This window comes from Geodermatophilus sp. SYSU D00879, from assembly GCF_054050375.1.
Map to the genome: position 1 here is coordinate 113,444 of NZ_JBJGZF010000007.1, position 21,292 is coordinate 134,735.

The following is a 21,292-nucleotide window of genomic DNA, read 5'->3' on the forward strand; positions in this document are numbered from 1 at the left end:
AGAGGCGTCCTCCACTAGCGTCCCGCGGGTGACCCCGCTGCGGCTGCGCCACTGGGACGCCCGGCTGCACGCCGCCGTCGGCGCGCTGCCCGCGAGCCCGGCCGACCGCTGGCTGCGGCGGCTGTCCCGGGCGGCCGACCACGGCAAGCTCTGGTTCGCGATCGCCCTGGTGCTGGGACTGCGCCGCGGGTCGCTGCGGCGGGGCGCGGCGCGGGGCGTGGGCTCGCTGGCGGTGGCCAGCAGCGTGGTCAACGCCGTGCTCAAGCGGCTGTTCGGCCGGGTGCGGCCCGACCTCGCGAACCTGGCCACGCACCGGAAGCTGCGCCGCGCCCCGGACACGTTCTCGTTCCCGAGCGGCCACTCGTCGTCGGCGGCCGCCTTCGCCACCGGCGTGGCCATGGAGAACCCGCTGGCCGGGGCCGCGCTGGCTCCGCTCGCGGTGGCGGTCGGCTACTCCCGGGTGCACGTGGGCGTGCACTACCCCGGCGACGTCGTCTCCGGGCTGGCCATCGGGGTCGGCGTGGCGCTGGCCGGCCGGCGGTGGTGGCCGGTGCGCCCGACCGAGCCGGCGCGCGTGCGGCCCGGGAGCAGCGCCCCCGCGCTGCCCGACGGCGAGGGCCTCGTGGTCGCCGTCAACCCGCGGTCGGGGCCGGAGGGGTACGACCCCGCCGAGGAGATCGGGCGCCTGCTGCCCCGCGCCGAGGTGCTGACGACGTCCGAGGGGTGCGGCGTGGGTGACCTGCTCGAGGAGGCCGCGCGGTCGGGACGCGCCACGGCGCTCGGCGTGGCCGGCGGGGACGGCAGCGTGGCGGCCGCCGCGGCGGTCGCGCTGGACGCCGGGCTGCCGCTGGCCGTCCTCCCCGCGGGGACGCTCAACCACTTCGCCCGCGACCTCGGGGTCGAGACGCTCGAGGAGGCCGCCGACGCGGTGACGGCCGGGCAGGCGGTCTGCGTGGACGTCGCCGACGTCAACGGCGTGCCGTTCCTCAACACCGCGAGCATCGGCGTCTACCCGGAGCTCGTGCGGCGGCGCGACGCGCTCGAGGGCCGGCTCGGCCGGTGGACCGCGACGGCGGTGGCCGCGGCGCAGGTGCTGCGCCGCGGGACGCCGGTGTCGATGGTGCTCGACGGGCGCCCGGTCGAGGTCTGGATCCTGTTCGTGGGCAACTGCCGCTACACCCCGCGCGGCCTGGCGCCTGCGTGGCGGCCGCGGCTGGAGGACGGGCTGCTCGACGTGCAGTACCTGCGCGCCGACGTCCCGTTCAGCCGTACGCGGGCGGTCCTCGGCGCGCTGCTCGGGATCAGCGACCGCAGCTCCGGCTACGCCACCTCCGCGACACCGGAGCTGCACGTGCACCTGTGGTCGGGCCCGCAGCGCGTCGCGTACGACGGCGAGACGGGCGAGGCGGCGTCGTCGTTCGTGTTCGGCAAGCGCGCGCCGCTCACGGTGTACTGCAGCCGCACGTCCTGACCCCGGCTCACCGGCCGGGGCGGGCGGGCGCCGTCCCGGACCGGACCACCGCCAGGACCGCCACCGCGGCCAGCGCCTCGCCCAGCTCCTCGACGAACGTCGCCGGCGCCGCCCCGGCACGGCCCGCCAGCGCCTCGACCAGGGAGGTCAGGGCGTCCAGGCCGAGCGCGGCGAGCGCGTAGCCGGCGAGCGCGGCCACCACCGGCGCGGCCGCCGCGACGTCCCAGGACCGTCCGGCCACCGCGAGCAGCCCCAGCGACGGCACGGCGACGGCGAGGCCGAGGAGCAGCGTGGTCGACGGGGACGTCCCGTCCTCGGCCACCGAGTGCGCGCTCTCCAGCTTGAGGACCGCCAGCGCCAGCCCCCCGGCCGCGACCGCCGCCCACCACAGCCGGCCCGGCCGGTGACGAGGCGGCACCCGCGCGCCGCGAGCGCCGCGACCGCGACGAAGACCCCGGTGGAGAACAGGCGCGGGAGCCCGCCGACCGCGTCGAGGTCGAGCAGCCGGCGCACGACCGAGCCGGTGCACTGCGCCGTCCCGCAGTGCACCCGCACCACGAGGGCCGCGCCGAAGAGGACGATCGCGACCAGCCCGAGCAGGAGCACCCACCACGCGGGCCGCCACTGCGGACGGGCCGACGGGAGCACCGGCCGATCATCGCGCGCCGTGGGTGGCCGGCGCACAGACCGAGCGCGCGGAGGTGCTGATCACTAGGTTCGCAATCGGGTGTCCCGCAGCGCCGCCTGGGCATGGGACACGCCTGAGGTCCCATCGACGGAAGAGGTCATCCATGTTGGTCCGCCGGATCGCCCGGCCCCTGCTCGCAGCGTCGTTCCTCTACGGCGGCGTCGACACCCTGCGCAACCCGCAGACCCGCGTGCCCGGAGCCCAGCCGGTGGTCGACACGATCACCAGGGCGGCGGACCAGCAGCTGCCGGTCCAGGTGCCGCGCGACACCGAGCAGTGGGTCAAGATCGACGCCGGCATCAAGGTCGGCGCGGGCGCGCTGTTCGCGCTCGGCAAGCTGCCCCGCCTGAGCGCGCTCGCGCTGGCCGGGAGCATCGTCCCGACGACCTTCGCCGGCCACCGCTTCTGGGAGCACGAGGACCCGGAGGAGCGCTTCGGCCAGCTGTCGAACTTCCTCAAGAACGCCGGTCTGCTCGGCGGCCTGCTGATCGCCGCCGTCGACACCGAGGGCCGCCCGTCGGTCGGCTACCGGGCCCGCCGCGCCGCGAAGCGCGCCGCGGCGTCGACGGAGAGGAACTACGAGAAGGCCACCCGGCGCGCGGCCAAGGCCCAGAAGAAGGCCGCCAGGAAGGCGAGGAAGGCCAGCTGAGCACCCCCCTCGGACCCGCGGCCGCGCTCCGGAGGATCGCCTTCCTCCTGGAGCGCGCCCGCGAGCCCACGCACCGGGTCGCCGCGTTCCGCACCGCGGCGGCCGTCGTCGACACGATCGGGCCCGAGGAGCTCGACCGGCGGATCCGCACGCGCACGCTCACCGACCTGCGCGGCATCGGCCCCAAGACCGGCGCCGCGATCGTGCAGGCGCACGCCGGCGAGGTGCCGGAGTACCTCGCGCGGCTCGAGGAGGCCCACGCCGAGCTCGTGCCGCTGGCCGACGACGTCGCCGAGTTCCGCGCCACCCTGCGCGGCGACCTGCACACGCACTCGGACTGGTCCGACGGCGGCAGCCCGATCCGCGAGATGGCCGAGGCGGCGATCGGGCTGGGCCACGAGTACATGGCGCTCACCGACCACTCCCCCCGGCTGACGGTGGCCAACGGGCTGACGGCGGAGCGGCTGGAGCGCCAGCTCGACGTCGTCGCCGAGCTCAACGCGGAGCTCGCGCCGTTCCGGATCCTCACCGGCATCGAGTGCGACATCAACGTCGACGGCAGCCTCGACCAGACCGACGAGCTGCTCGGCCGGCTCGACGTCGTGGTGGCCAGCGTCCACTCCGACCTGCGCGCCGAGTCCGCGGCCATGACCGACCGGATGCTCGCCGCGGTCGCCGACCCGCACACCGACGTCCTCGGGCACTGCACCGGGCGGCTGCTGATCCCCCGCGAGCAGCGGGAGGGACGGCGGCAGCGGCCGCGGCCGGAGAGCGCCTTCGACGCCGAGGCCGTGTTCACCGCCTGCGTGCAGCACGGCACCGCCGTCGAGATCAACTCCCGGCCCGAGCGGCTGGACCCGCCGCTGCGGCTGCTGTCGCTCGCCGTCGAGCTGGGCTGCCAGTTCGCCATCGACACGGACGCGCACGCCCCCGGCCAGCTGGACTGGCAGGGCAACGGCTGCGAGCGGGCCGTCGAGACCGGCGTCGACCCCGACCGGGTGGTCAACACCTGGACGGCGGACGAGCTGCTCGACTGGACGGCCGGCTAGCGCCCGGCGACGAGACGTCGACGTCCCGCCCGCGGCCGGTCGGCGGTCCCGCCACGCGTCCCGACCCCGCCGGGATGGCCGCGTCAGCTGCAGCGACCTCGTGGGAGTGGCGCACCTCGGCCGGCAACGGGCGCGGACCGCAGCCGGGACCCGGCCGACGCCGCCGGCGCGACCACCCTCGCCGTCCGCCCGCACGGGACCCGGAGGGCGGGCGGCCGTGTTTGGCGACGGCCGCGCCGGGGCAGGTCAGGCCGGGGGCCAGATCGGCCCGGGGGAACCGAGCGGTCGTCGAGGAGTGGCCGTGGTCGTCGCTGTCGTCTGCATCGTGTGGCTGACACTCGGCCTGCCGCTCGCCCTCGTCCTCGGGCGCGCGCTGCGCCGTGCCGACCTCGCCGACCGGCGCGGTCTTCCCGTCGCCGAGGACCGCTCTCGCCCCGGGCTCCGGGCGGCCACCGGCTGGCTCGCCACCGGCTGACGCCCGCGGCGCTCAGTCCCGCGCAGCGGGCACCCGCTGCGCGGGCGCCTCGAGCGACAGCGCGTCGTCGCGACGGCGCAGCCAGGCCGCCGGCAGCACCAGGCGCGGCGCGACACCCACGAGGACCGCGATGAGCACGGCGACGGCGGACAGCGCCTCGCCGGACTCCTCGACGAACGTGGCCATCGCGTACCACCGAGCGCCGACCCAGCCGGAGACGGCCGACAGCCCGACCGAGGCCCCCGCGTAGAGGGCGAGGGTGCTCAGCACGCGGCGCCGGTCGCGGCGCTCGGCGCGGCTGATGAACGCGAGCACGGCGAGGACCGCCCCGGCGAGGAGAAGGCTCACGACGACGGCGCCGGCCGGCGAGACGACCGCGGACAGCGCCCGCATGCCGGTGACGTGCACGGTGCTGCCGGCCTTGACCACCGCGATCCCGCCGGCGACCGCGCCGACGGCCAGCCACCAGGTGCGGCGGCCGGGATTGCGGGCCGCGCCCGCGACCGCGGCGAGGGAGGCGGCGGCGAAGAGGGCGGCCACGTACATGCGCGGCAGCGAGTACGGGGCGTCCATGGACAGCACCTGGGCGACCTGGCCGGTCGTGCCCTGCAGGCGCAGGGCGTAGCCGACCGCCTCGAGCGCCACGGCGAGGGCGGCCAGGCCGACGCCGACGGGCGGCAGCGGCACGCGCCGGCGGGCCGGGCGGACGGCGGCCGGCGGGCCACCGAGCACCGCGGTCGTCAGTGGCTCCTCGACCCCGGTGCCGGGCGAGCGGCGGTCGGCCAGCCGGATGCCCCGGCCCAGGACGACGCCGAGCGCGACGGCGACGACCACCCACACGGCGAGCCCGCCGACGATCCACGTCCACACGTGCGCAGCATCGGCAGGTCCGGGCCCAGACGTGACAGTCCGGTCACACCACAGGGGGAGATGGGGCGGGCGGGCCGATCCTGACGCGCGGGACCGCGCGACGACGCCGCTACTGTGCGTGACGGGAACTATCGGCGAAGGCCGCCACCTCCTCCGCAGACTGTGTCCTTGACCACAGCCACCCACCGGGCGTCGCGCGCCCCTCACTGCCCGCGAGGAGTCGGTAGCGGACCGTCCGCCGGCCCCTCGTCCGCGACTCTCCTGTCCCGGAACACGTGCCAGACTCGCCGCTGCCGCCTTGTCAGCGCTGACGGGCGAGGTCCGGCAGTTCCACCAACGGGGGTCAGCAGTGCTCGACACCACGCCCGCACGGGTCAGGGCGACCCGGCACGACAGACGACCCGATCACGGAGCGTGGCCACACCTGGCAGGCATCCTGGTCGTCGTCCTCCTGCTCGCCGGGACACTGCTCCTCCCCTCGGTGTCCGACCGGGGACTGGTCCTCGGCATCACGGTGACCGTGGCGGTGCTCGTCGTCGGCGGGCTGGCCCTCACGTGGCCGCGGGACAGCGCCCGGCGGCCGCTCGGCACCATGGGCCAACTGGTCCTGCACCTCACGCCGGTCCTGCTGCTCACCACCGTGTTCCCGCTGGTGAACGAGGAGATCAGCGCCGCCCGCATCGGGGGTGTCGGGCTGACCAGCGTCGTCCTCGCGTCGTCCATGACCGTTCCGTGGCTCAGCCAGTCGGTCTGCATGCCGCTCTACCGGGGCATCGGCGAGACGCTGCACCGGCCCGACCCCGACGCCCTGCTGAGCGCCTTCAGCCGCGCCTGGCCACTGATCGCCCTGCGCTCCCTGTCCGTGGTGGCGCTGTTCGCCGTTCCGGTACAGCTGGTCATGGACTGGCCGCTGCAGGTGCTCGGTGCGTACCTGGCGCTCACCGTGGCCCACCTGCTGTTCGTCCAGCTCCTGGTGGTCACCAACCGACCCGACCACCGGGGGCTGTGGGCGGCGTCCTGGACCGCGTACGCCGCCGCGCTGTTCCTCGTGCCGACGGTGTGGATCCTGCCGCCGCTGGCCGGGCTCGCCGTGCTCCTCGTCCCGTTGCGCCGGCACGTCCGGCAACTGGCCGACCCGCTCGTCCTCGACAGCCGCGACGTGCTCGCCGACCTGCTCCGCGGGCTCCTGCTCGGTGCGGTCCTCTGGGCCGACAAGTTCGTGTTCCTGCTGGCCGCCGGCCGCGACTTCGCCGTCGACACGGTGTTCCTCGCGCTGTTGCCGGCGATCCTGGCCTACAACGCGTACTTCGTCGTCTTCGCGCCGCGCTTCGACCGGGAGGTCGGCCGGCTGCGCGCGGCGATGGAGGACGAGCCGCTGGACCGGCTGCACCGCCACTCGTCACGGCTGGCCGGCACGGTCACCTCCGCGATCCTGTCCACCGGGCTGGCCGGGGCCGCGCTCGTCCTGGTCGTCACCGGCGGCGTCGTCGCCTGGGAGCCCCGGGCCGCAGGCCTGACCGCCGCGGTCGCCGTCGCGTCGTGGACCTTCATGATGACGACCGTCGTCTCCTACAAGCTCGACTACGTCGGGCAACGGACGCTCGCGCAGGGCCTCGGCGCCCTGCACCTGGCCGCCTGCGTCGCGGCCTTCGTCCTGCTCCCGCCCGGCCCAGCCGTCTACCTCGTGCTGGCCGGTGTCGAGGTGGTCTTCCTGGCGGTGGCGCTGCGCAGCTGCCTGCGCCACTGGGGCCGGCCGGAGTACAGCCTCTTCTGGCGACACGCCACGTCCTGGTGACCCGGCGCCTCCCCCCTCTCCCCCCGCCCCACAGTCCAACCGCCCCACAGTCCAGCACCGTGCACCCGGCCCGAGCACGAGGAGGCCCCGCAGGGATGGCATCCCAGCCCGCCTACGAAGACGTCGACGTCGCGATCGTCATGGAGTCGACCTACCCCTACCTCAAGGGCGGGGTCTCCGCGGTCGTGCACGACATCGTGGTGGAGAACCCGGACCTGACCTTCGGGATCATCCACCTCACGTGGGACTCCGCCAGCCCGCAGGAGGACCTGTACGGCGTGCCGGCGAACGTCCGCTGGGTGCACCCGCTCTACCTGAGCATGCAGGAGCACCAGGCCGACTTCCGCGACCTCACGCCGCGGGACCTGGGCATGTCCGGCCGGGGCCGCCGTGCCCTGGCGAACCGCCTCTTCGACGCCCTGGAGTCCGTCGTCGCCGGTGACCCGGAGCCGGTGTGGTCGCTCTTCGACGAGGGGATGAACCCGCGCACCCGGCGCTACCCGCTGTGGGCCCTGCTCGGGACCCAGGAGTTCATGCAGGTGCTGCAGCGGCGCTGGGCGGGCCTCGGGCTGTCGCTGGTGGACACCTTCTGGTTGATGAGGGAGTTCTTCTCCCTCGCCTGCGCCGTCCTCGGCAACGACCTCCCGAAGGCGCGGGTGTACCACGCCCACACCACCGGCTACGCCTCGCTGATGGGCGCCGCCGCGGCCCGGCAGAACGGCGGCCGGTTCCTGCTCACCGAGCACAACCTCTACGTCCGCGACACCGTGAACCTGCTGCTGGACCGGGACATGGCGCTGCCGGTCACCGCCACCGACTGGCGGACCTTCGACGTCCCGCCGACCCAGCGGGCGTGGATGACCTGGTGGATCGAGATGGGGCGGCTCTGCTACCCGAGCGCCGAGGTGATCACCTACCTCTACCCCAAGGCGATCACCGAGGCCGCCGACCTGGGCGCCCCGGTGGAGAAGAGCGTGGTCATCCCCAACGGGATGGTGCCCGCGGCGGTGGAGCCGGCGTACCAGCAGCGCCTGCGCGCCCTCGAGGAGATCGCGCGGACACCACAGGACCGCGTGTGGCGGCTGGCCTACATCGCCCGGGTGGTCCCCATCAAGGGCATGCTCGACCTGCTGGACACCGTGCACCTGCTGCTGCAGCGGGGCGTGACCGGCTTCCACCTCGACGCGCTCGGCCCGACGGACCACGTACCCGAGTACTACGCGGCGTGCCTGGAGAAGGTGGAGCGTCTCGGCCTGTCCTCGCACGTCACCTTCCGCGGGGTCGTGGACGTGAAGGCGGAGATCGGCGGCTACGACGTCCTCGTCCTGCCGAGCTACAACGAGGGCCAGCCGATCGTCGTCCTCGAGGCGATGACCGCGGGCATCCCGACCGTGGGCACCGAGGTGGGCGGCATGGCCCAGCTGGTGGAGGACCCGCTGACCACCGAGGACGGGCACACGTGGGGACCGTGCGGCGTGCTCGTGGACCCGCTGCACAAGGCGCCGAACATGGCGGAGCAGCTCGCCGACGGGCTGTCCCGGTTGATGGGGGACCCGGCGCTGTACGCGGAGTACGCGCGCAACGCCCGGGGCCGGGTCGAGGACTTCTTCCAGCTCGTCGACGCCATGCGCGCCTACAACGACCTCTACCGCGAGCTCGGCGGGCTGCCGGCCCGGAACACCGTCGCGGCCTCCGGTCCCGGGTCCGGCACCGCGCCGGTGGTCCAGCCGGTGGTCCGGGAGACGCCGCCGTCCGCGGACGTGGTCCGCCGTCCCGCCCGAGCGCGTCCGGGGTTCCTCGGCCTGCGTCCGGCGACCTAAGATCGCCGCGCCCGTCAACGGAGACGGGGCGCGGTCAAGGACCGCGCGGGACGTGCCGATGGAGTTCCCGTGGCCTCTGTGTTCCTGCTCGGCGCGCTGCTCGTCGTCCCCTGGCTGCTGACGGTGCGCCGCGGACCGGGGCCGGACACGGCGACGCCCGCCTGGACGCCTCCTGCCCAGCAGCCGGTGCGGCCGTGGGCCGATCCCGACGAGTGGTGGCGCGAGTCCTCCGCCCTGCCCTCCCGGGCACCCGTCCGGGAGCCCGCGCCCGCCCTCGAGGTCTGAGCACTCCCCTGTGACGCCTGGGGCGGTTGCGGCTGCCCCATGGACGCAGCGCTGCGTGCTTGCTTGACTACACCCCGCACACGGACGGACCGGTCCCCCGTGCTCCTCCGCGGGGAGGTGCCGGCCGTCCCCTGACGGGAGGTACGGGGTGGGCAGGCACTCGTCGGACGATCCGGGGACGCCGCTCCCCCGACGTGGCGCCACCCGGCGCCTCCGCTGGCTCCCCCTCGCGCTCGGCGCGCTGACCCTGGCGGTGACCGTGACCGTGGCGCCCTCCGCTCCTGCCGACGTCGTCGCGGAGGTGGCTGCCCCCTCCGCGCTGGACGCGCGCTGCGCGGACCGCTCGCCCTGCGTCCGCGAGGCCCTCCGCGCCACCGCCACCAGCCTCGGCGCGGGCCACCGCCGGCCGCCGGCACCGCCCCCCACGACGACGCCCACCACGACGACGCCCACCACGACGACGCCCACCACGGCGGCGCCCACCCAGAGCCCGACCGCGGCGCCCACCACGGCGTCCCCGGACCCGACTCCCGGGACGGCCGCGCCCGTCGGCGTCGCCTACCCGCCCTCCGACGAGGTCATCGCCAACCCGGAGCGCGGCTTCACCCACTACACCGAGACCCGCTGGTCCCCCGACGGCGGTGCGTACACGCCGCTGGACGCCGGGACGCTGACGACGTGGCGGACGACCGAGGCGGTGACGCTGGTCTACCGCGTGTTCTACCTCGGCGGCCTGGTGGACCGGGACACCGTCGACGCGCGCTTCCTGGCGCAGGTCGCCGCCGACCTCGACACGGCCCGCGCCGCGGGTGTGCACCTGGTCGTCCGCTTCGCCTACTCCGCCGACGACGGTCGCGACGCGCCGCCGGCCCGGGCGGTCGGTCACGTCCGGCAGCTGGCGCCGGTGCTGAACGCCGGCGCGGACGTCGTCGCGGTGCTGCAGGCAGGCTTCGTCGGCCGCTGGGGCGAGTGGTACTACTCGGAGCAGTACGCCTCCGACCCGGCCGAGCCGTGGGCGCTCACCGACGCCGACTGGGCCCGCCGCGGCCAGGTGCTCGACGCCCTCCTCGACGCGACGACACCGGACATCTGGGTGCAGGTCCGCTACCCCGCCGTCAAGCAGCGCCTGGTGAGCGGCGCGGACGCCGCGCGCGTCGGGATCCACGACGACTGCTTCCTCGCCAGCGACACCGACATGGGCACGTTCGCCTCGGACGGGGACCGCACGTGGCTGGCCGCCCAGTCCGCGACCGTGCCCGTCGGCGGCGAGACCTGCGGGACGTACGGCACCCGCTCGCAGTGGCCGACCGCCGCCACCGAACTGGCGCGCTACCACTGGACCTTCCTCAACGCCGACTTCCACCGAGGCGTCCTCGACTCCTGGGGCGAGGACGGCCGGGCGACCGCCGCCCGTTCGCTGGGCTACCGGCTGCGGCTGGTGTCCGGCTCGTTCCCCGCGACGGCGCGGCCGGGTCAGACGGTGTCCCTGACGCTCACGCTCACCAACGACGGCTGGGCCGCCCCGCTGTCCGACCGGCCGGTGCAGGTGGTCTTCGGCCAGGGCGGACAGACGGTCGCCGTCCCGGTTCCCGTGCAGGTGAGGAGCCTCACGCCGGGGACGATCCGCACGGTGACCGTCGAGGTCGCGGCCCCGACGGCGCCGGGCCCGTGGGCGCTCGCGCTGGCACTGCCCGACGCCGCGCCGTCGCTGGCCGGGGACCCGGCCTACGCCGTCCGGCTGGCGAACGCGGGGCTGTGGGACCCGGAGACCGGCCGCAACGACCTGCGGCACGTCCTCACCGTCGGCTGACCTGCCCCGGCGCGGCGCACCTGACAGGCTGCTGGGCATGGTCACCCGCCGCGGCGCCTGGATCCGGTACCAGGACCCCCTGTCCGACGAGCAGCTGGACTTCGCGGTCGAGCACTACCAGGTCGCCATCCTCCAGCCCTGGGAGTCCGCGGCGGCGGCCCGGCTGAAGGAGCAGCGGCCGGACATGACCGTGCTGGCCTACCGGTGCCTGTCCTCGGTGCGCGACTTCGAGACCGGGCCGGTGTACACGTCCGGGGTGAGCCTCGAGGAGGCCGAGGAGGCCGGCGAGGAGTGGTTCGCCCACCGCGAGGACGGCAGCCGCATCCAGTGGGCGACCTACCCGGGCCACTGGCAGATGGCGGTGTGGGAACCGGACTACCGCGAGCGGTGGTGCGACAACGCCGCCGACTTCCTCGAGGACACCCCGTGGGACGGCCTCATGGCCGACAACGACGTCTACGACGACTACTACGGGCTGCGGCCGCCGCTCGAGGGTGGGCGGACGATGGCCGACCTGCGCCGCACCATGGACGAGTTCGTGCCCCAGGCGGGCAAGCGGCTCAACGAGATGGGCAAGCTGCTGGTCCCCAACATCGCCGAGTCCCGCCGCGACCCCGGCCGCTGGGCCCGGCACGCCGCCTACGGCGGGGGCTTCGAGGAGGTCTTCCTCGCCTGGGGGCCCGGGGACTTCCTCGACCCGGGGAGCGCCCTGGCGCAGATGGACGAGCTGGCCGGCCCGGGGATCACCATCGTCCGGACGGCGACCGACGGGCAGGACGACCACCCCAACTTCCTCTACGGCCTGGCGGCCCTGCTGGTCTTCGGCCCCGAGGAACGCGCGTACTACTCGGCGACCGACCACGACGGTTACAGCGGGACGCCGTTCCGCCCCGAGCTCGAGTGGGACCTCGGTGCCCCGCTCGGCCGGCCCCAGCAGCGGGGCAACGCGTGGTGGCGCGAGTTCGAGTCCGGCTGGGCCGGGGTCAACCTCAACGAGAACAGGCGCCGCAAGGTCTCCCTGGCCGTCCCTCCGGGGCTGCGGACAGCGACGGGGGAGCCCGCGCCGGCGAAGGTCACCCTCCAGCCGCACGAGGGTGCGGTCTACCGGCGCTGAGCACCTGCCCAGCCCTCCCACGCCGAGGACACCATGGCGCGGACGTCGTGCCGCGCCGTCCAGCCCAGTTCTGCGCGGATCCGCTCCGCGGCGGCGACCACGCGGGCGGGATCCCCGGCGCGCGGCGGGACGACCACCGGCTCGGACCACGCCTCCCCCGCCGTCCCGCTGACCTCCCGGATGACCTGCACCACCTCCCGGACCGAGACGCCCTCGCCGCGGCCGATGTTCGCCGTCAGCGCCGTCACCCGGCCGCCGGCGAGCGCGCGGGCGGCGGCCAGGTGGGCGGTGGCGATGTCGGCGACGTGGACGAAGTCGCGGATGCAGGTGCCGTCGGGGGTGTCGTACGTGTCGCCGAAGACGAGCGGGGGCTGCCGGTCCTGGAGCCGCTGGAAGACCATCGGCACCAGGTTGGAGACGCCGCGGTCGGTGAGCGCGGGTGCCGCGGTCCCGGCGACGTTGAAGTAGCGCAGGTTGGCGTACCGGAGGCCGGTGGCGGCCGCCACGTCGGCGACCATCCGCTCGCCGACCAGCTTCGTCGTGCCGTAGGGGTTCACGGGGCGGCAGTCCGTGTCCTCGCCGACGAGGTCGACGTCGGGCATCCCGTAGACGGCCGCGCTCGAGGAGAAGAGGAACCGGTCGACGCCGGCGCCGGTCGCCTCCTCGAGCAGTACCCGCAGGCCCTCGACGTTCTCGCGGTAGTAGTGCAGCGGGCGGCGGACGGACTCCTCGACCTGCTTCTTCGCCGCCACGTGCACGACGCCGGTGACGCCGTGCTCCCGCAGCGCGCGGCCGACGAGCGGTCCGTCGAGGACACTGCCGACGACGAGCGGGACGCCGGGGATGCGGTCGGCGTCGCCGGTGGAGAGGTCGTCGAGGACGACCACCGCCTCGCCCGCCTCGCGCATGGCGAGGACCACATGGGCGCCGATGTAGCCGGCGCCGCCGGTCACGAGCCAGGTCACCGGTCGAGCCTAGGCGTCGATCAGGCCGGAACCGGAGTCCGTTCGGTCACACCGGTCCAGCCGGCGAGGCTTCAGCCGGCGCGGCGGCCGAGGGCGCGGTAGGTCCAGCCGGCGGCGGTCCAGGCCTCGCGGTCCAGGGCGTTGCGGCCGTCGAGGACCCGCTTGCTCGCCACGACCCGCCCGAAGGCGACCGGGTCGAGCTCGCGGTACTGGCGCCACTCGGTGAGCACCAGGACGGCGTCGGCGCCGGCGGCGGCCTCCTCCGGCGAGGCGGCGTAGTCCAGGTGCGGCCACTCGCGCCGGCTGTTGTCGATCGCCGCCGGGTCGGTCACGCACACCACCGCACCCTGCAACTGCAGCTGGGCGGCGACGTTGAGCGCCGGGGAGTCGCGGATGTCGTCGCTGTCGGGCTTGAACGCCGCGCCCAGCACCGCCACCTTCTTGCCCAGCAGGGAGGCGTCGAGCACCTCGCGGGCCAGCTCCACCATCCGGATCCGGCGGCGCATGTTGATGTTGTCGACCTCGCGCAGGAACGTCAGCGCCTGGTCCGCGCCCAGCTCTCCGGCGCGGGCCATGAACGCACGGATGTCCTTGGGCAGGCAGCCGCCGCCGAACCCGAGGCCGGCGTTGAGGAACCTGCGGCCGATCCGGTCGTCGTAGCCGATCGCGTCGGCCAGCAGCTTGACGTCGGCGCCGGTGGCCTCGCACAGCTCGGCCATCGCGTTGATGAAGCTGATCTTCGTGGCGAGGAAGCTGTTGGCCGCCGTCTTCACCATCTCGGCGGTGGCGTGGTCGGTGGTCACCTTCGGCGTCCCACGGGCGACGATCGGGGCGTAGACCTCGTCGAGCAGGCGCTCGGCGGTGGCGCCGTCATCGCCGGCGGGCAGGCCGTAGACCAGCCGGTCGGGGTGCAGGGTGTCGCGGACGGCGAAGCCCTCGCGGAGGAACTCCGGGTTCCAGGCCAGCAGCACCCCGGGCACCTTCTCGCCGAACAGCGCGGCGAGCCCGGCTGCGGTGCCCACCGGGACGGTCGACTTGCCCACCACGAGGTCGCCCGGCTGCACCACCTGCAGCAGCGACTCCGCGGCCGCCTGCACGAACCGCAGATCCGCCGCGTACTCGCCGTGGCGCTGCGGCGTGCCCACGCAGACGAAGTGGACCCGGGCGCCGGCCGCGTCGGCGACGTCGGCGCTGAAGCTCAGCCGTCCCGACTCGAGCGCGTGGCCCAGCAGCTGCTCGAAGTCCGGCTCGTAGAACGGCGCCCGTCCCGCGCACAGCGCCGCGATCCTCCGCTCGTCGACGTCGATCCCGACCACCTCGTGGCCGAGCTCCACCATCGAGGCCGCGTGCACCGCGCCGAGGTAGCCGCAGCCGATGACCGAGATCCGCACCGCCGCCTCCTCGGGCTCCGGACACTTAGCTCCCGAAGTGCACCACGGAGAGCCTGGTCGCGCCCGTCGGGAACGGGAGGAGCCACCGTCCGGGCGACGGCGGACCAGGCAGGATGACGGCATGCCCGACGCCCGTGCCCGGCTCGACGACGCCCAGGTCGCCGCGGTGGCCCGCTACCGCGCGGGCCTCGCGCCGCGCCCCGACCTGCCGCCCGCCGAGGAGTACGAGGACGCGCAGGGCGTGCTGGTCGCGACGGCGGCCGAGGGCGACCTGACCGTCGTCGAGGTGCCGCGCTGGGAGCCGCCGTCGGCGGTGGCCGAGCGACTGCACGACGAGGGCTGGACCGACACCGTGGCCTGGGTGGGCCTGCCGCCCGACGACGTCGCGGAACTGCCGCAGCGGCTGCTCGCGCTGGTGCCGGCGGCCGGCCTGCCCCCGGACTCCGCGGCACTGTCGTCCGCCGCCGCCGCGTGGGCGGCGGTCTGCGAGGGCGGCCGGGACGTGATCGTGGTGCCGGTCCCGGTCACCCCGGACGCGCCGGAGGCGGGGCCGGAGGAGCTCGCCGCCGCCCACGGCGCCTCGCTCCTCGGCAGCCGCCCGTGGTCGGGGACGGCGCGCACCGGCGGCACGGTGGTGTTCTGCACCGGCCTGTCGGGTGCCGGGAAGTCGACGATCGCCGCGCGTCTGGTCGAGCTGCTCATCGAGGCCGGGCGCACGGTCACGCTGCTCGACGGCGACGAGGTGCGGCACCACCTCTCCGCCGGGCTCGGGTTCTCCAAGGCCGACCGGGACACCAACGTCCGGCGGATCGGCTGGGTCGCCGCGCAGATCGCCAAGCACGGCGGGATCGCCGTCTGCGCGCCGATCGCGCCCTATGCGGAGGTGCGCGCGGACGTCCGGCGCGAGGTCGAGGCGCAGGCCGGGCCGGGCAGCTTCGTCCTCGTGCACGTGGCGACGTCGCTGGCCGACTGCGAGGCCCGCGACCGCAAGGGCCTGTACGCCCGGGCGCGGCGCGGCGAGATCCCCGCCTTCACCGGCATCAGCGACCCCTACGAGACGCCCACCGACGCCGAGGTGACCGTGGAGACCGCCGGGCGCGACGTCGACGAGTGCGCCCACCAGGTGCTCGCGGCGGTGCTCAGCCGTCCAGGGACGTGAGGTAGCCCGCGACGGCGGTGCGCCAGTCGCGCGGCCGGAAGCCGGTCGCCTCCAGGCGGGTCAGGTCGAGCACGCCGTTGAGCGGCCGCGGCGCGAGGCCCACCGCGTCGGCGGTGTACTCGGCGGTGGTCACGCGCCGGACCTCGTGCGGGTCGCGGCCGCGGGCGGCGAACACGACCTCCGCGACGTCGGCCCACGACGCCGGCTCGCCCCCGCAGGTGACGTTGTAGGTGCCCGTCGCCCCGCGCTCGACGAGGTGCGCCACCGCGTCGGCGAGGTCGTCGGCGAGCGTGGGCCGGCCCACCTGGTCGGCGACGACGGACGGGCTGACCCCGCGGTCGGCGAGGCCGGCCATCGTGCGCACGAAGTTGCGCCCCTCGCCCACCACCCAGGTGGTGCGCAGCAGCAGGTGCCGGTCGAGCGCGGTGACCAGCGCGTCGCCGTCGGCCTTGCTCCGCCCGTAGACGCTCAGGGGACACACCGGCGCGTCCTCCGGGATCGGCCCGCGGTGATCGCCGGCGAAGACGTACTCGGTGGAGAAGTGCACGAGCAGGAACCCGTACGTGCGCGCCGCCTCCGCCAGGGCGCCGACGCCGTCGACGTTGACCGCCCGCACCGCGGCGCGGTTGGCCGGGTCCTCCGCGGCGTCGACGGCGGTCCAGGCGGCCGCGTTGACGACCACCTCGACGCCGGACCAGTCGTGCGCGGCGACCGCCGCCGGGTCGCCGACGTCGAGGTCCGCCCGGGTCAGCGCCACCGCCCCGGGCAACCGGCGGGCCAGCGCGCGGCCCACCTGCCCGCCGGCGCCGAGGACGACCGTCGTCACTGGCCGCGGGCGGCGTAGGCCGCCTCGACCTCGTCCTTGAGCGGACGCCACCAGTCCTCGTTGTCGCGGTACCACCGGATGGTCGCGGCCAGGCCGTCGCGGAAGTCGGTGTAGCGCGGCCGCCAGCCCAGCTCCTCGCGCAGCTTGGTGGCGTCGATGGCGTAGCGCAGGTCGTGCCCGGCCCGGTCGGTGACCGAGTCGAAGGCGTCGGCCGGCTGGCCCATCAGCTCGAGGATCGTGGCCAGGACGGTGCGGTTGTCCACCTCGCCGTCGGCACCGATGAGGTAGGTGTGGCCGATCCGGCCGCGCTCGAGGACCTCGTGGACGGCGGTGTTGTGGTCGTCGACGTGGATCCAGTCGCGCACGTTGTGGCCGGCGCCGTAGAGCCGCGGGCGGCGGCCGATCAGCACGTTGGTGATCTGCCGCGGGATGAACTTCTCGACGTGCTGGTACGGCCCGTAGTTGTTCGAGCAGTTGGAGATCGTCGCCTGCACGCCGTAGGACCGCACCCACGCGCGCACCAGCAGGTCCGAGGCCGCCTTGGTCGACGAGTAGGGGCTCGAGGGGTTGTACGGCGTCTCGGGGGTGAACTTCGCCGGGTCGTCGAGCTCGAGGTCGCCGTAGACCTCGTCGGTGGAGACGTGGTGGAACCGGACGCCGTGCCGGCGCACCGCCTCGAGCAGCGTGTACGTGCCGATCACGTTGGTCTGCAGGAACGGCGCCGGGTCGGCCAGCGAGTTGTCGTTGTGGCTCTCGGCGGCGAAGTGGACGACGGCGTCGCTGTCGCGGACCAGGTCGTCGACGAGCGCGGCGTCGGTGATCGAGCCGTGCACGAAGCCGATCGCGTCCTTGACGCCGGCCAGCGAGGCCTCGTTGCCCGCGTAGGTCAGGGCGTCGAGGACGGTGACGTCGTACTGCGGGAAGCGCTCGACGGTCTGGTGGACGAAGTTGGCGCCGATGAAGCCGGCGCCACCGGTCACGAGCAGACGCACGGGTGGTCCTCCTGCGATGGGCGGGGTCGCGGCCGCCCCCGGGGCGGCGGGGCCATCCTCCCCCGCGGTCGGGCGCCCGTGGTCGTCCGGCCCGTCCCGTGCCCCCCGCAGGGAGGAGCGGGACGTCAGTAGGCGCCGGAGCGGCGCAGGACCGCGCGGACGGTGCGCCAGAGGATGGCGAGGTCCAGGCCGAAGGACCAGTTCTCCACGTACCGGACGTCGAGCTCCACCGACTCGTCCCACGTCAGGTCCGAGCGGCCGCTGACCTGCCACAGCCCGGTGATGCCGGGCTTGACCAGCAGCCGGCGGTGCATGTCGGCGCCGTACTGCTCGACCTCGCGGGTCACGTGCGGGCGCGGCCCGACCAGGGACATGTCCCCCTTGAGCACGTTGACCAGCTGCGGCAGCTCGTCCAGCGAGAAGGACCGCAGGAAGCCGCCGACACGCGTGATCCGCGGGTCGCGGCGCATCTTGAACTGCACGTCGTTGCCCTCGTTGAGCACGAGCAGGGCCTCGATGCGCGAGTCGGCGTCGACGACCATGCTGCGGAACTTGAGCAGGTCGAACTCCCGGCCGCGCTTGCCGATGCGCCGGTGCCGGTACAGGGCCGGGCCGCGGCTGGTGGCGCGCACGGCGACCGCGATCGCGACGAGGAACGGCGCGAACACGACCAGCAGCAGGCCCGCGACGGCGCGGTCGAGCAGGGACTTCGCCAGCCGGCGGCCGCCGCGGAACTCCGGCTCCTGCACCTGGATGAGCGGGATGGTCGACGTCGGCCGGACCTGCAGCCGGTTGGAGGCGACCTCCACCAGCCCCGGGCCGACGAGGACCTCGACGTTGGTCCCCTCGAGGCGCCAGGTCAGGTCGCGCAGGTACTCGCCCGCGGTCTCGCTGGCCGAGGCGACCACGACGGCGTCGGCGCGGGCGTCGTCGACGGCGCGCACGGCGCCGGCCAGGGTGCCGATCACCGGGACGCCCTCGGCGCGGACCGCGAGGGCCTCCTCCGGCCGTGGCACGCAGGCGCCCACGACCCGCAGGCCCGCGGTCGCGTCCCGCCGCAGCCGGCGCACCAGGTCGGCCACCGCGACGTCGCGGCCGAGGACGACGACCCGCTTGGTCATGAGGCCGCGGCGGCGGGCCGCGTGCAGCCGCCGCCGGTTGAGCAGCCGGCCCAGCAGCGTGGCGAGCACGGTGGTGGGCGCCGCCAGGAGCAGGAGCCGGTCCAGCGGGGCCGACGGCAGCAGCGCGGCGGCGACGCCGAGCGCGGTCGTCGCGAGCAGGCCCGCGGTGAGGACGCGGCGGTACTCGTCGTCGCCGGTGCCCAGGCGGCGCTCGGCGTAGGTGCCCGCGGCGGCGAGCAGGACGAGCCAGGCCAGGGCCAGCAGGACGGGCCCGGTCGCGGGGGCAGGGGCGGCGCCGGGCGGGAGCAGGACCGCGAGCGCCAGGCCCGCGGCGACCGCGAGCAGGTCGCCGGCGACGAGCGCGACCGTGTAGGACACCAGCCACTCGGGCGTCCGGCGGCGCCGCGCGGAGAACGGGTCGTAGACGGGCCGGTCGAGCAGCGGCGCCGGGACGCGATCCTCGACGCCGGTCAACGAGAGGGTGCGCACCGGCCGCGGCACGTCGTCACCCGGCGCCGGCGGCACGGTGGTGCTGGCGGTCACGTTGTCCCCCTGGTCTGCCGTGGTCGCGGTACGGGCGCAGCGTCGGCACCCGGGAGCCGGGACGAAAGGCCAGACGGAGGCGGACCGGCCCTGCGCCCGCCTTTTCCACCCCGGAGGAGGAGACCGACGGGCGCCGGTGACCGTCCGTCGCGACCGGCGGAGAACCGATCGCATCGACGGTGCGCGTGGTGGCCGTGGGGTCGATGGGGCGGTGCGCACGTCACGCGACACCGGCACCCGGACCTTTTCGGCAGCATCTGCCCGCGCGGCCGCGCCGGTCGGGCACCCGACTGCTCCTAGGAAGGAGGGGTGACCCTCGTGCTCCTCGTTGCGCTGTCGTGGCCCGTCGTGGCGCTCGCCGTCGCCCTCGGTCTGGGGCAGGTCATCCGACTGGCGGACCGCAGGGAGCCGGCCGGGTGCAGCGACCTGCGCCGCGAACTCGACTCGGTCCTCGCCGGCCTGGAGGACGACCTCCGCGCCGCTGCGGCACCGCGGACGGCCTGAGCGACGTCGCTCGGCACGCCCGACTGCTGACGGAGGGAGCGCGGAGCGTCAGAGGCCCGGGCGGACCGCACCGCAGCGGCAGGCATAGAGGCTGACGCCGCTGAAGGGGTCCTCCCCGGCCCAGCGGAAGCGGTGCCACAGCAGGTGATGTCGCCGCGCCTCCCCCGGGACGCCGGGGCGCCACTCTCCCGGGCGGAGCGGGCCCTGCGGCACGGTCATGCGCCCATGTTGCCGCACCCGGATGGCCCGCGGAGGATCACTCAGCGTGGTGCCGTCCCACCCTCCCGGGTGGGACGGGAGCCGGATCCGCTGATCCGCGCCTAGCCTCGTGGCAACGACAGCCGCGGGGGTCACTGTGAGCAACGACGAGGAACGTCCGGGGTCCACGCTCTTCGCCGACGAGCCCACCACCGAGGAGCGTCCTCCCCGCCGACGGCGTGGGCTGCGGCGCTTCCTCGTCGCGCTCGGCGTCCTCGTCACCGTCCTCGTCCTGCTGGTCGGCGGTGGCCTCTGGTACCTCACCGATCGCTACGCCGGGAACATCGACCGGGTCGGCGACGTCTTCGCCGACCTCGACGAGGACGTCCGGCCCGCTCCCGCGACGCCGGCGGAGCAGACCTCCGCGGAACCGGTCACCTTCCTCCTGGTCGGGAGCGACACCCGGGCCACGGCGGGTGCGGGCATCGCCGAGGGCGGCCGGTCGGACGCGATCATGATCGCCCGGTTCTCCGCAGACCGGCAGCATGCCCAACTCGTTTCCATCCCCCGCGACTCGTGGGTGGACGTCCCCGGCCACGGGATGGACAAGATCAACGCCGCGTACGCCTACGGCGGGCCGTCCCTGCTGATCCAGACCGTGGAGCAGCTGACCGACGTCCGCATCGACCACTTCGTGGCCATCGACTTCGAGGGGATCATCGAGGTCACCGACGCACTGGGAGGCGTCGACGTCGTCGTCGCCGAGACCACCAGCTGGGGGCCGTACACCTTCACCGCCGGGGTCAACCACCTCGACGGCGACCAGGCCCGCTGGTACCTCGGGCAGCGCTACGGGCTCACCGGCGGTGACTTCGACCGCGTCCGCCGCCAGCAGCAGTACCTCGAGGCGATGTTCTCCCAGCTGTTCACGTCCGACACCTTCACCGACCCGGGCCGGCTGGACGCCGCCCTGCTCGCGGTGACCAACGCCGTCGGCGTCGACGACTCCCTCGGCAACGGCGACCTGCTGTCCCTCGCCTACTCCCTGCGCGACCTGCGCCCGGAGAACGTCGACTCGTTCACCGCCCCGGTCCTGGGCACCGGCATGGAGGGCCCGGCGAGTGTGGTCTACCTCGACGAGGTCACCGGCGAGCGCATGTGGGCCTACCTGCACAACGACTCGCTGTCGCAGAACGCCGGCGAGTTCGAGACCCAGGCCCTGCCGGACGTCCCGCGCTGAGGGGACCACCCCGTCACCTCCGGCGACGTCGCCCGGGTCCCCCGGGGTACCGATGGTGCGGCCGGTGCACGGCCGAGACCGCCTCGTCCGGCACGAGGGTCGCCCTCGCCCCATGGGTCCCGGACACCTCAGGCGTCCGCGATCACCGGCCCCGTGGCGGCCGAGGATCACGCCGTGGCTTTCCTCCTCGGCTCGACCTGGCTGGCGCTCAACGTCTTCGTCGCCGAGCACGGGCACGTCCTCGCGGCGGCGGGGCTGTGCGGCGTGACACCTGCCCGCGTCCTGCTGCGCCGTACCGCCGCCTGAGAACACGGCTGCCGGCCCCGC

21 protein-coding genes are annotated in these 21,292 nt (G+C 74.9%); 13 read left to right on the top strand and 8 right to left on the bottom strand.

The genetic code is table 11. The features are described 5' to 3' along the window. The first annotated feature begins 28 nt into the window (after positions 1-28). Positions 29-1,471: a phosphatase PAP2 family protein gene (locus ACI79B_RS11625; protein ID WP_456928308.1), complete on the top strand. Its 1,443-nt coding sequence runs from the start codon at positions 29-31 to the stop codon at positions 1,469-1,471. A 7-nt stretch (positions 1,472-1,478) separates the two neighbouring features. Here the strand turns inward: ACI79B_RS11625 and ACI79B_RS11630 are convergent, their stop codons facing one another. Next, positions 1,479-1,889, bottom strand: coding sequence for a hypothetical protein (locus ACI79B_RS11630; RefSeq protein ID WP_456928307.1), 411 nt, complete (start codon positions 1,887-1,889; stop codon positions 1,479-1,481). Between the two features lie 373 nt (positions 1,890-2,262). On the opposite strand from ACI79B_RS11630, the gene ACI79B_RS11635 reads away from it, so the two are divergent. The 3 genes from ACI79B_RS11635 (at position 2,263) to ACI79B_RS11645 (ending at position 4,332) form a co-directional block, all read left to right on the top strand. Then, positions 2,263-2,808, top strand: coding sequence for a DoxX family protein (locus ACI79B_RS11635; protein ID WP_456928306.1), 546 nt, complete (start codon positions 2,263-2,265; stop codon positions 2,806-2,808). Further along, positions 2,805-3,857, top strand: a complete 1,053-nt coding sequence (locus ACI79B_RS11640) for a PHP domain-containing protein (RefSeq protein ID WP_456928399.1) — start codon at positions 2,805-2,807, stop codon at positions 3,855-3,857. Before ACI79B_RS11635 ends, ACI79B_RS11640 begins: the two co-directional genes overlap by 4 nt. A 301-nt stretch (positions 3,858-4,158) precedes the next feature. Next, complete coding sequence (locus ACI79B_RS11645) at positions 4,159-4,332, top strand: hypothetical protein (protein ID WP_456928305.1); 174 nt, start codon at positions 4,159-4,161, stop codon at positions 4,330-4,332. A gap of 12 nt (positions 4,333-4,344) precedes the next feature. On the opposite strand, the gene ACI79B_RS11650 is transcribed toward ACI79B_RS11645, so the two are convergent. Then, positions 4,345-5,202 carry a hypothetical protein gene (locus ACI79B_RS11650; RefSeq protein WP_456928304.1) on the bottom strand — a complete coding sequence of 286 codons (858 nt, stop codon included), beginning with the start codon at positions 5,200-5,202 and terminating at the stop codon, positions 4,345-4,347. A gap of 481 nt (positions 5,203-5,683) precedes the next feature. On the opposite strand from ACI79B_RS11650, the gene ACI79B_RS11655 reads away from it, so the two are divergent. From ACI79B_RS11655 to ACI79B_RS11675, 5 genes are all read left to right on the top strand, one after another. Further along, positions 5,684-6,997, top strand: coding sequence for a hypothetical protein (locus ACI79B_RS11655; protein WP_456928303.1), 1,314 nt, complete (start codon positions 5,684-5,686; stop codon positions 6,995-6,997). 95 nt (positions 6,998-7,092) lie between these two features. Beyond that, on the top strand, positions 7,093-8,817 hold the full coding sequence (gene pelF / locus ACI79B_RS11660; protein ID WP_456928302.1) for a GT4 family glycosyltransferase PelF: 1,725 nt from the start codon (positions 7,093-7,095) through the stop codon (positions 8,815-8,817). Positions 8,818-8,886: 69 nt separating this feature from the next. Next, entirely contained in the window at positions 8,887-9,102 is a 216-nt protein-coding gene (locus tag ACI79B_RS11665) for a hypothetical protein (protein WP_456928301.1), read from the top strand. A gap of 253 nt (positions 9,103-9,355) precedes the next feature. Continuing rightward, positions 9,356-10,912 carry a DUF4832 domain-containing protein gene (locus tag ACI79B_RS11670; RefSeq protein WP_456928300.1) on the top strand — a complete coding sequence of 519 codons (1,557 nt, stop codon included), beginning with the start codon at positions 9,356-9,358 and terminating at the stop codon, positions 10,910-10,912. Between the two features lie 37 nt (positions 10,913-10,949). Then, on the top strand, positions 10,950-12,026 hold the full coding sequence (locus tag ACI79B_RS11675) for a putative glycoside hydrolase (RefSeq protein WP_456928299.1): 1,077 nt from the start codon (positions 10,950-10,952) through the stop codon (positions 12,024-12,026). On the opposite strand, the gene galE is transcribed toward ACI79B_RS11675, so the two are convergent. Both galE and ACI79B_RS11685 read right to left on the bottom strand, forming a co-directional pair. Beyond that, positions 12,014-12,991: a UDP-glucose 4-epimerase GalE gene (galE, locus tag ACI79B_RS11680; protein ID WP_456928298.1), complete on the bottom strand. Its 978-nt coding sequence runs from the start codon at positions 12,989-12,991 to the stop codon at positions 12,014-12,016. The two genes, ACI79B_RS11675 and galE, sit on opposite strands and share 13 nt — an antisense overlap. Positions 12,992-13,062: 71 nt before the next feature. Beyond that, positions 13,063-14,382 (bottom strand): UDP-glucose dehydrogenase family protein, encoded by a 1,320-nt coding sequence (locus ACI79B_RS11685; RefSeq protein WP_456928297.1) that lies wholly within the window; start codon positions 14,380-14,382, stop codon positions 13,063-13,065. Between the two features lie 121 nt (positions 14,383-14,503). Between ACI79B_RS11685 and cysC the strand changes: the two genes are divergently transcribed. Then, on the top strand, positions 14,504-15,541 hold the full coding sequence (gene cysC / locus ACI79B_RS11690) for an adenylyl-sulfate kinase (protein ID WP_456928296.1): 1,038 nt from the start codon (positions 14,504-14,506) through the stop codon (positions 15,539-15,541). Here the strand turns inward: cysC and ACI79B_RS11695 are convergent. From ACI79B_RS11695 to ACI79B_RS11705, 3 genes are all read right to left on the bottom strand, one after another. Further along, positions 15,522-16,367, bottom strand: a complete 846-nt coding sequence (locus tag ACI79B_RS11695) for an SDR family oxidoreductase (RefSeq protein WP_456928295.1) — start codon at positions 16,365-16,367, stop codon at positions 15,522-15,524. The genes cysC and ACI79B_RS11695 overlap by 20 nt on opposite strands. Beyond that, on the bottom strand, positions 16,364-17,359 hold the full coding sequence (gene rfbB, locus ACI79B_RS11700; protein ID WP_456928294.1) for a dTDP-glucose 4,6-dehydratase: 996 nt from the start codon (positions 17,357-17,359) through the stop codon (positions 16,364-16,366). The genes ACI79B_RS11695 and rfbB overlap by 4 nt, the downstream gene beginning before the upstream one ends. Positions 17,360-17,484: 125 nt before the next feature. Continuing rightward, a complete protein-coding gene (locus ACI79B_RS11705) occupies positions 17,485-19,023 on the bottom strand; it encodes a sugar transferase (protein WP_456928293.1) in 1,539 nt (512 codons plus the stop codon). Between the two features lie 309 nt (positions 19,024-19,332). Here ACI79B_RS11705 and ACI79B_RS11710 point away from each other — a divergent pair, with 309 nt between their 5' ends. Further along, positions 19,333-19,527: a hypothetical protein gene (locus ACI79B_RS11710; RefSeq protein ID WP_456928292.1), complete on the top strand. Its 195-nt coding sequence runs from the start codon at positions 19,333-19,335 to the stop codon at positions 19,525-19,527. Positions 19,528-19,575: 48 nt separating this feature from the next. Here the strand turns inward: ACI79B_RS11710 and ACI79B_RS11715 are convergent, their stop codons facing one another. Further along, entirely contained in the window at positions 19,576-19,746 is a 171-nt protein-coding gene (locus ACI79B_RS11715; RefSeq protein ID WP_456928291.1) for a hypothetical protein, read from the bottom strand. Between the two features lie 136 nt (positions 19,747-19,882). On the opposite strand from ACI79B_RS11715, the gene ACI79B_RS11720 reads away from it, so the two are divergent. Continuing rightward, positions 19,883-20,965 (top strand): LCP family protein, encoded by a 1,083-nt coding sequence (locus tag ACI79B_RS11720; RefSeq protein ID WP_456928290.1) that lies wholly within the window; start codon positions 19,883-19,885, stop codon positions 20,963-20,965. Positions 20,966-21,139: 174 nt separating this feature from the next. After that, positions 21,140-21,271, top strand: coding sequence for a hypothetical protein (locus tag ACI79B_RS11725; protein WP_456928289.1), 132 nt, complete (start codon positions 21,140-21,142; stop codon positions 21,269-21,271). The last annotated feature ends 21 nt before the right edge of the window (positions 21,272-21,292 follow it).

Excerpts from the sequence above, each read along its gene's own strand:
- ACI79B_RS11675 (WP_456928299.1), top strand. The coding sequence starts at position 10,950 with ATGGTCACCCGCCGCGGCGCCTGGATCCGGTACCAGGACCCCCTGTCC.
- cysC (WP_456928296.1), top strand. The coding sequence starts at position 14,504 with ATGCCCGACGCCCGTGCCCGGCTCGACGACGCCCAGGTCGCCGCGGTG.
- ACI79B_RS11635 (WP_456928306.1), top strand. The coding sequence starts at position 2,263 with ATGTTGGTCCGCCGGATCGCCCGGCCCCTGCTCGCAGCGTCGTTCCTC.
- pelF (WP_456928302.1), top strand. The coding sequence starts at position 7,093 with ATGGCATCCCAGCCCGCCTACGAAGACGTCGACGTCGCGATCGTCATG.
- ACI79B_RS11715 (WP_456928291.1), bottom strand. The coding sequence starts at position 19,746 with ATGACCGTGCCGCAGGGCCCGCTCCGCCCGGGAGAGTGGCGCCCCGGC.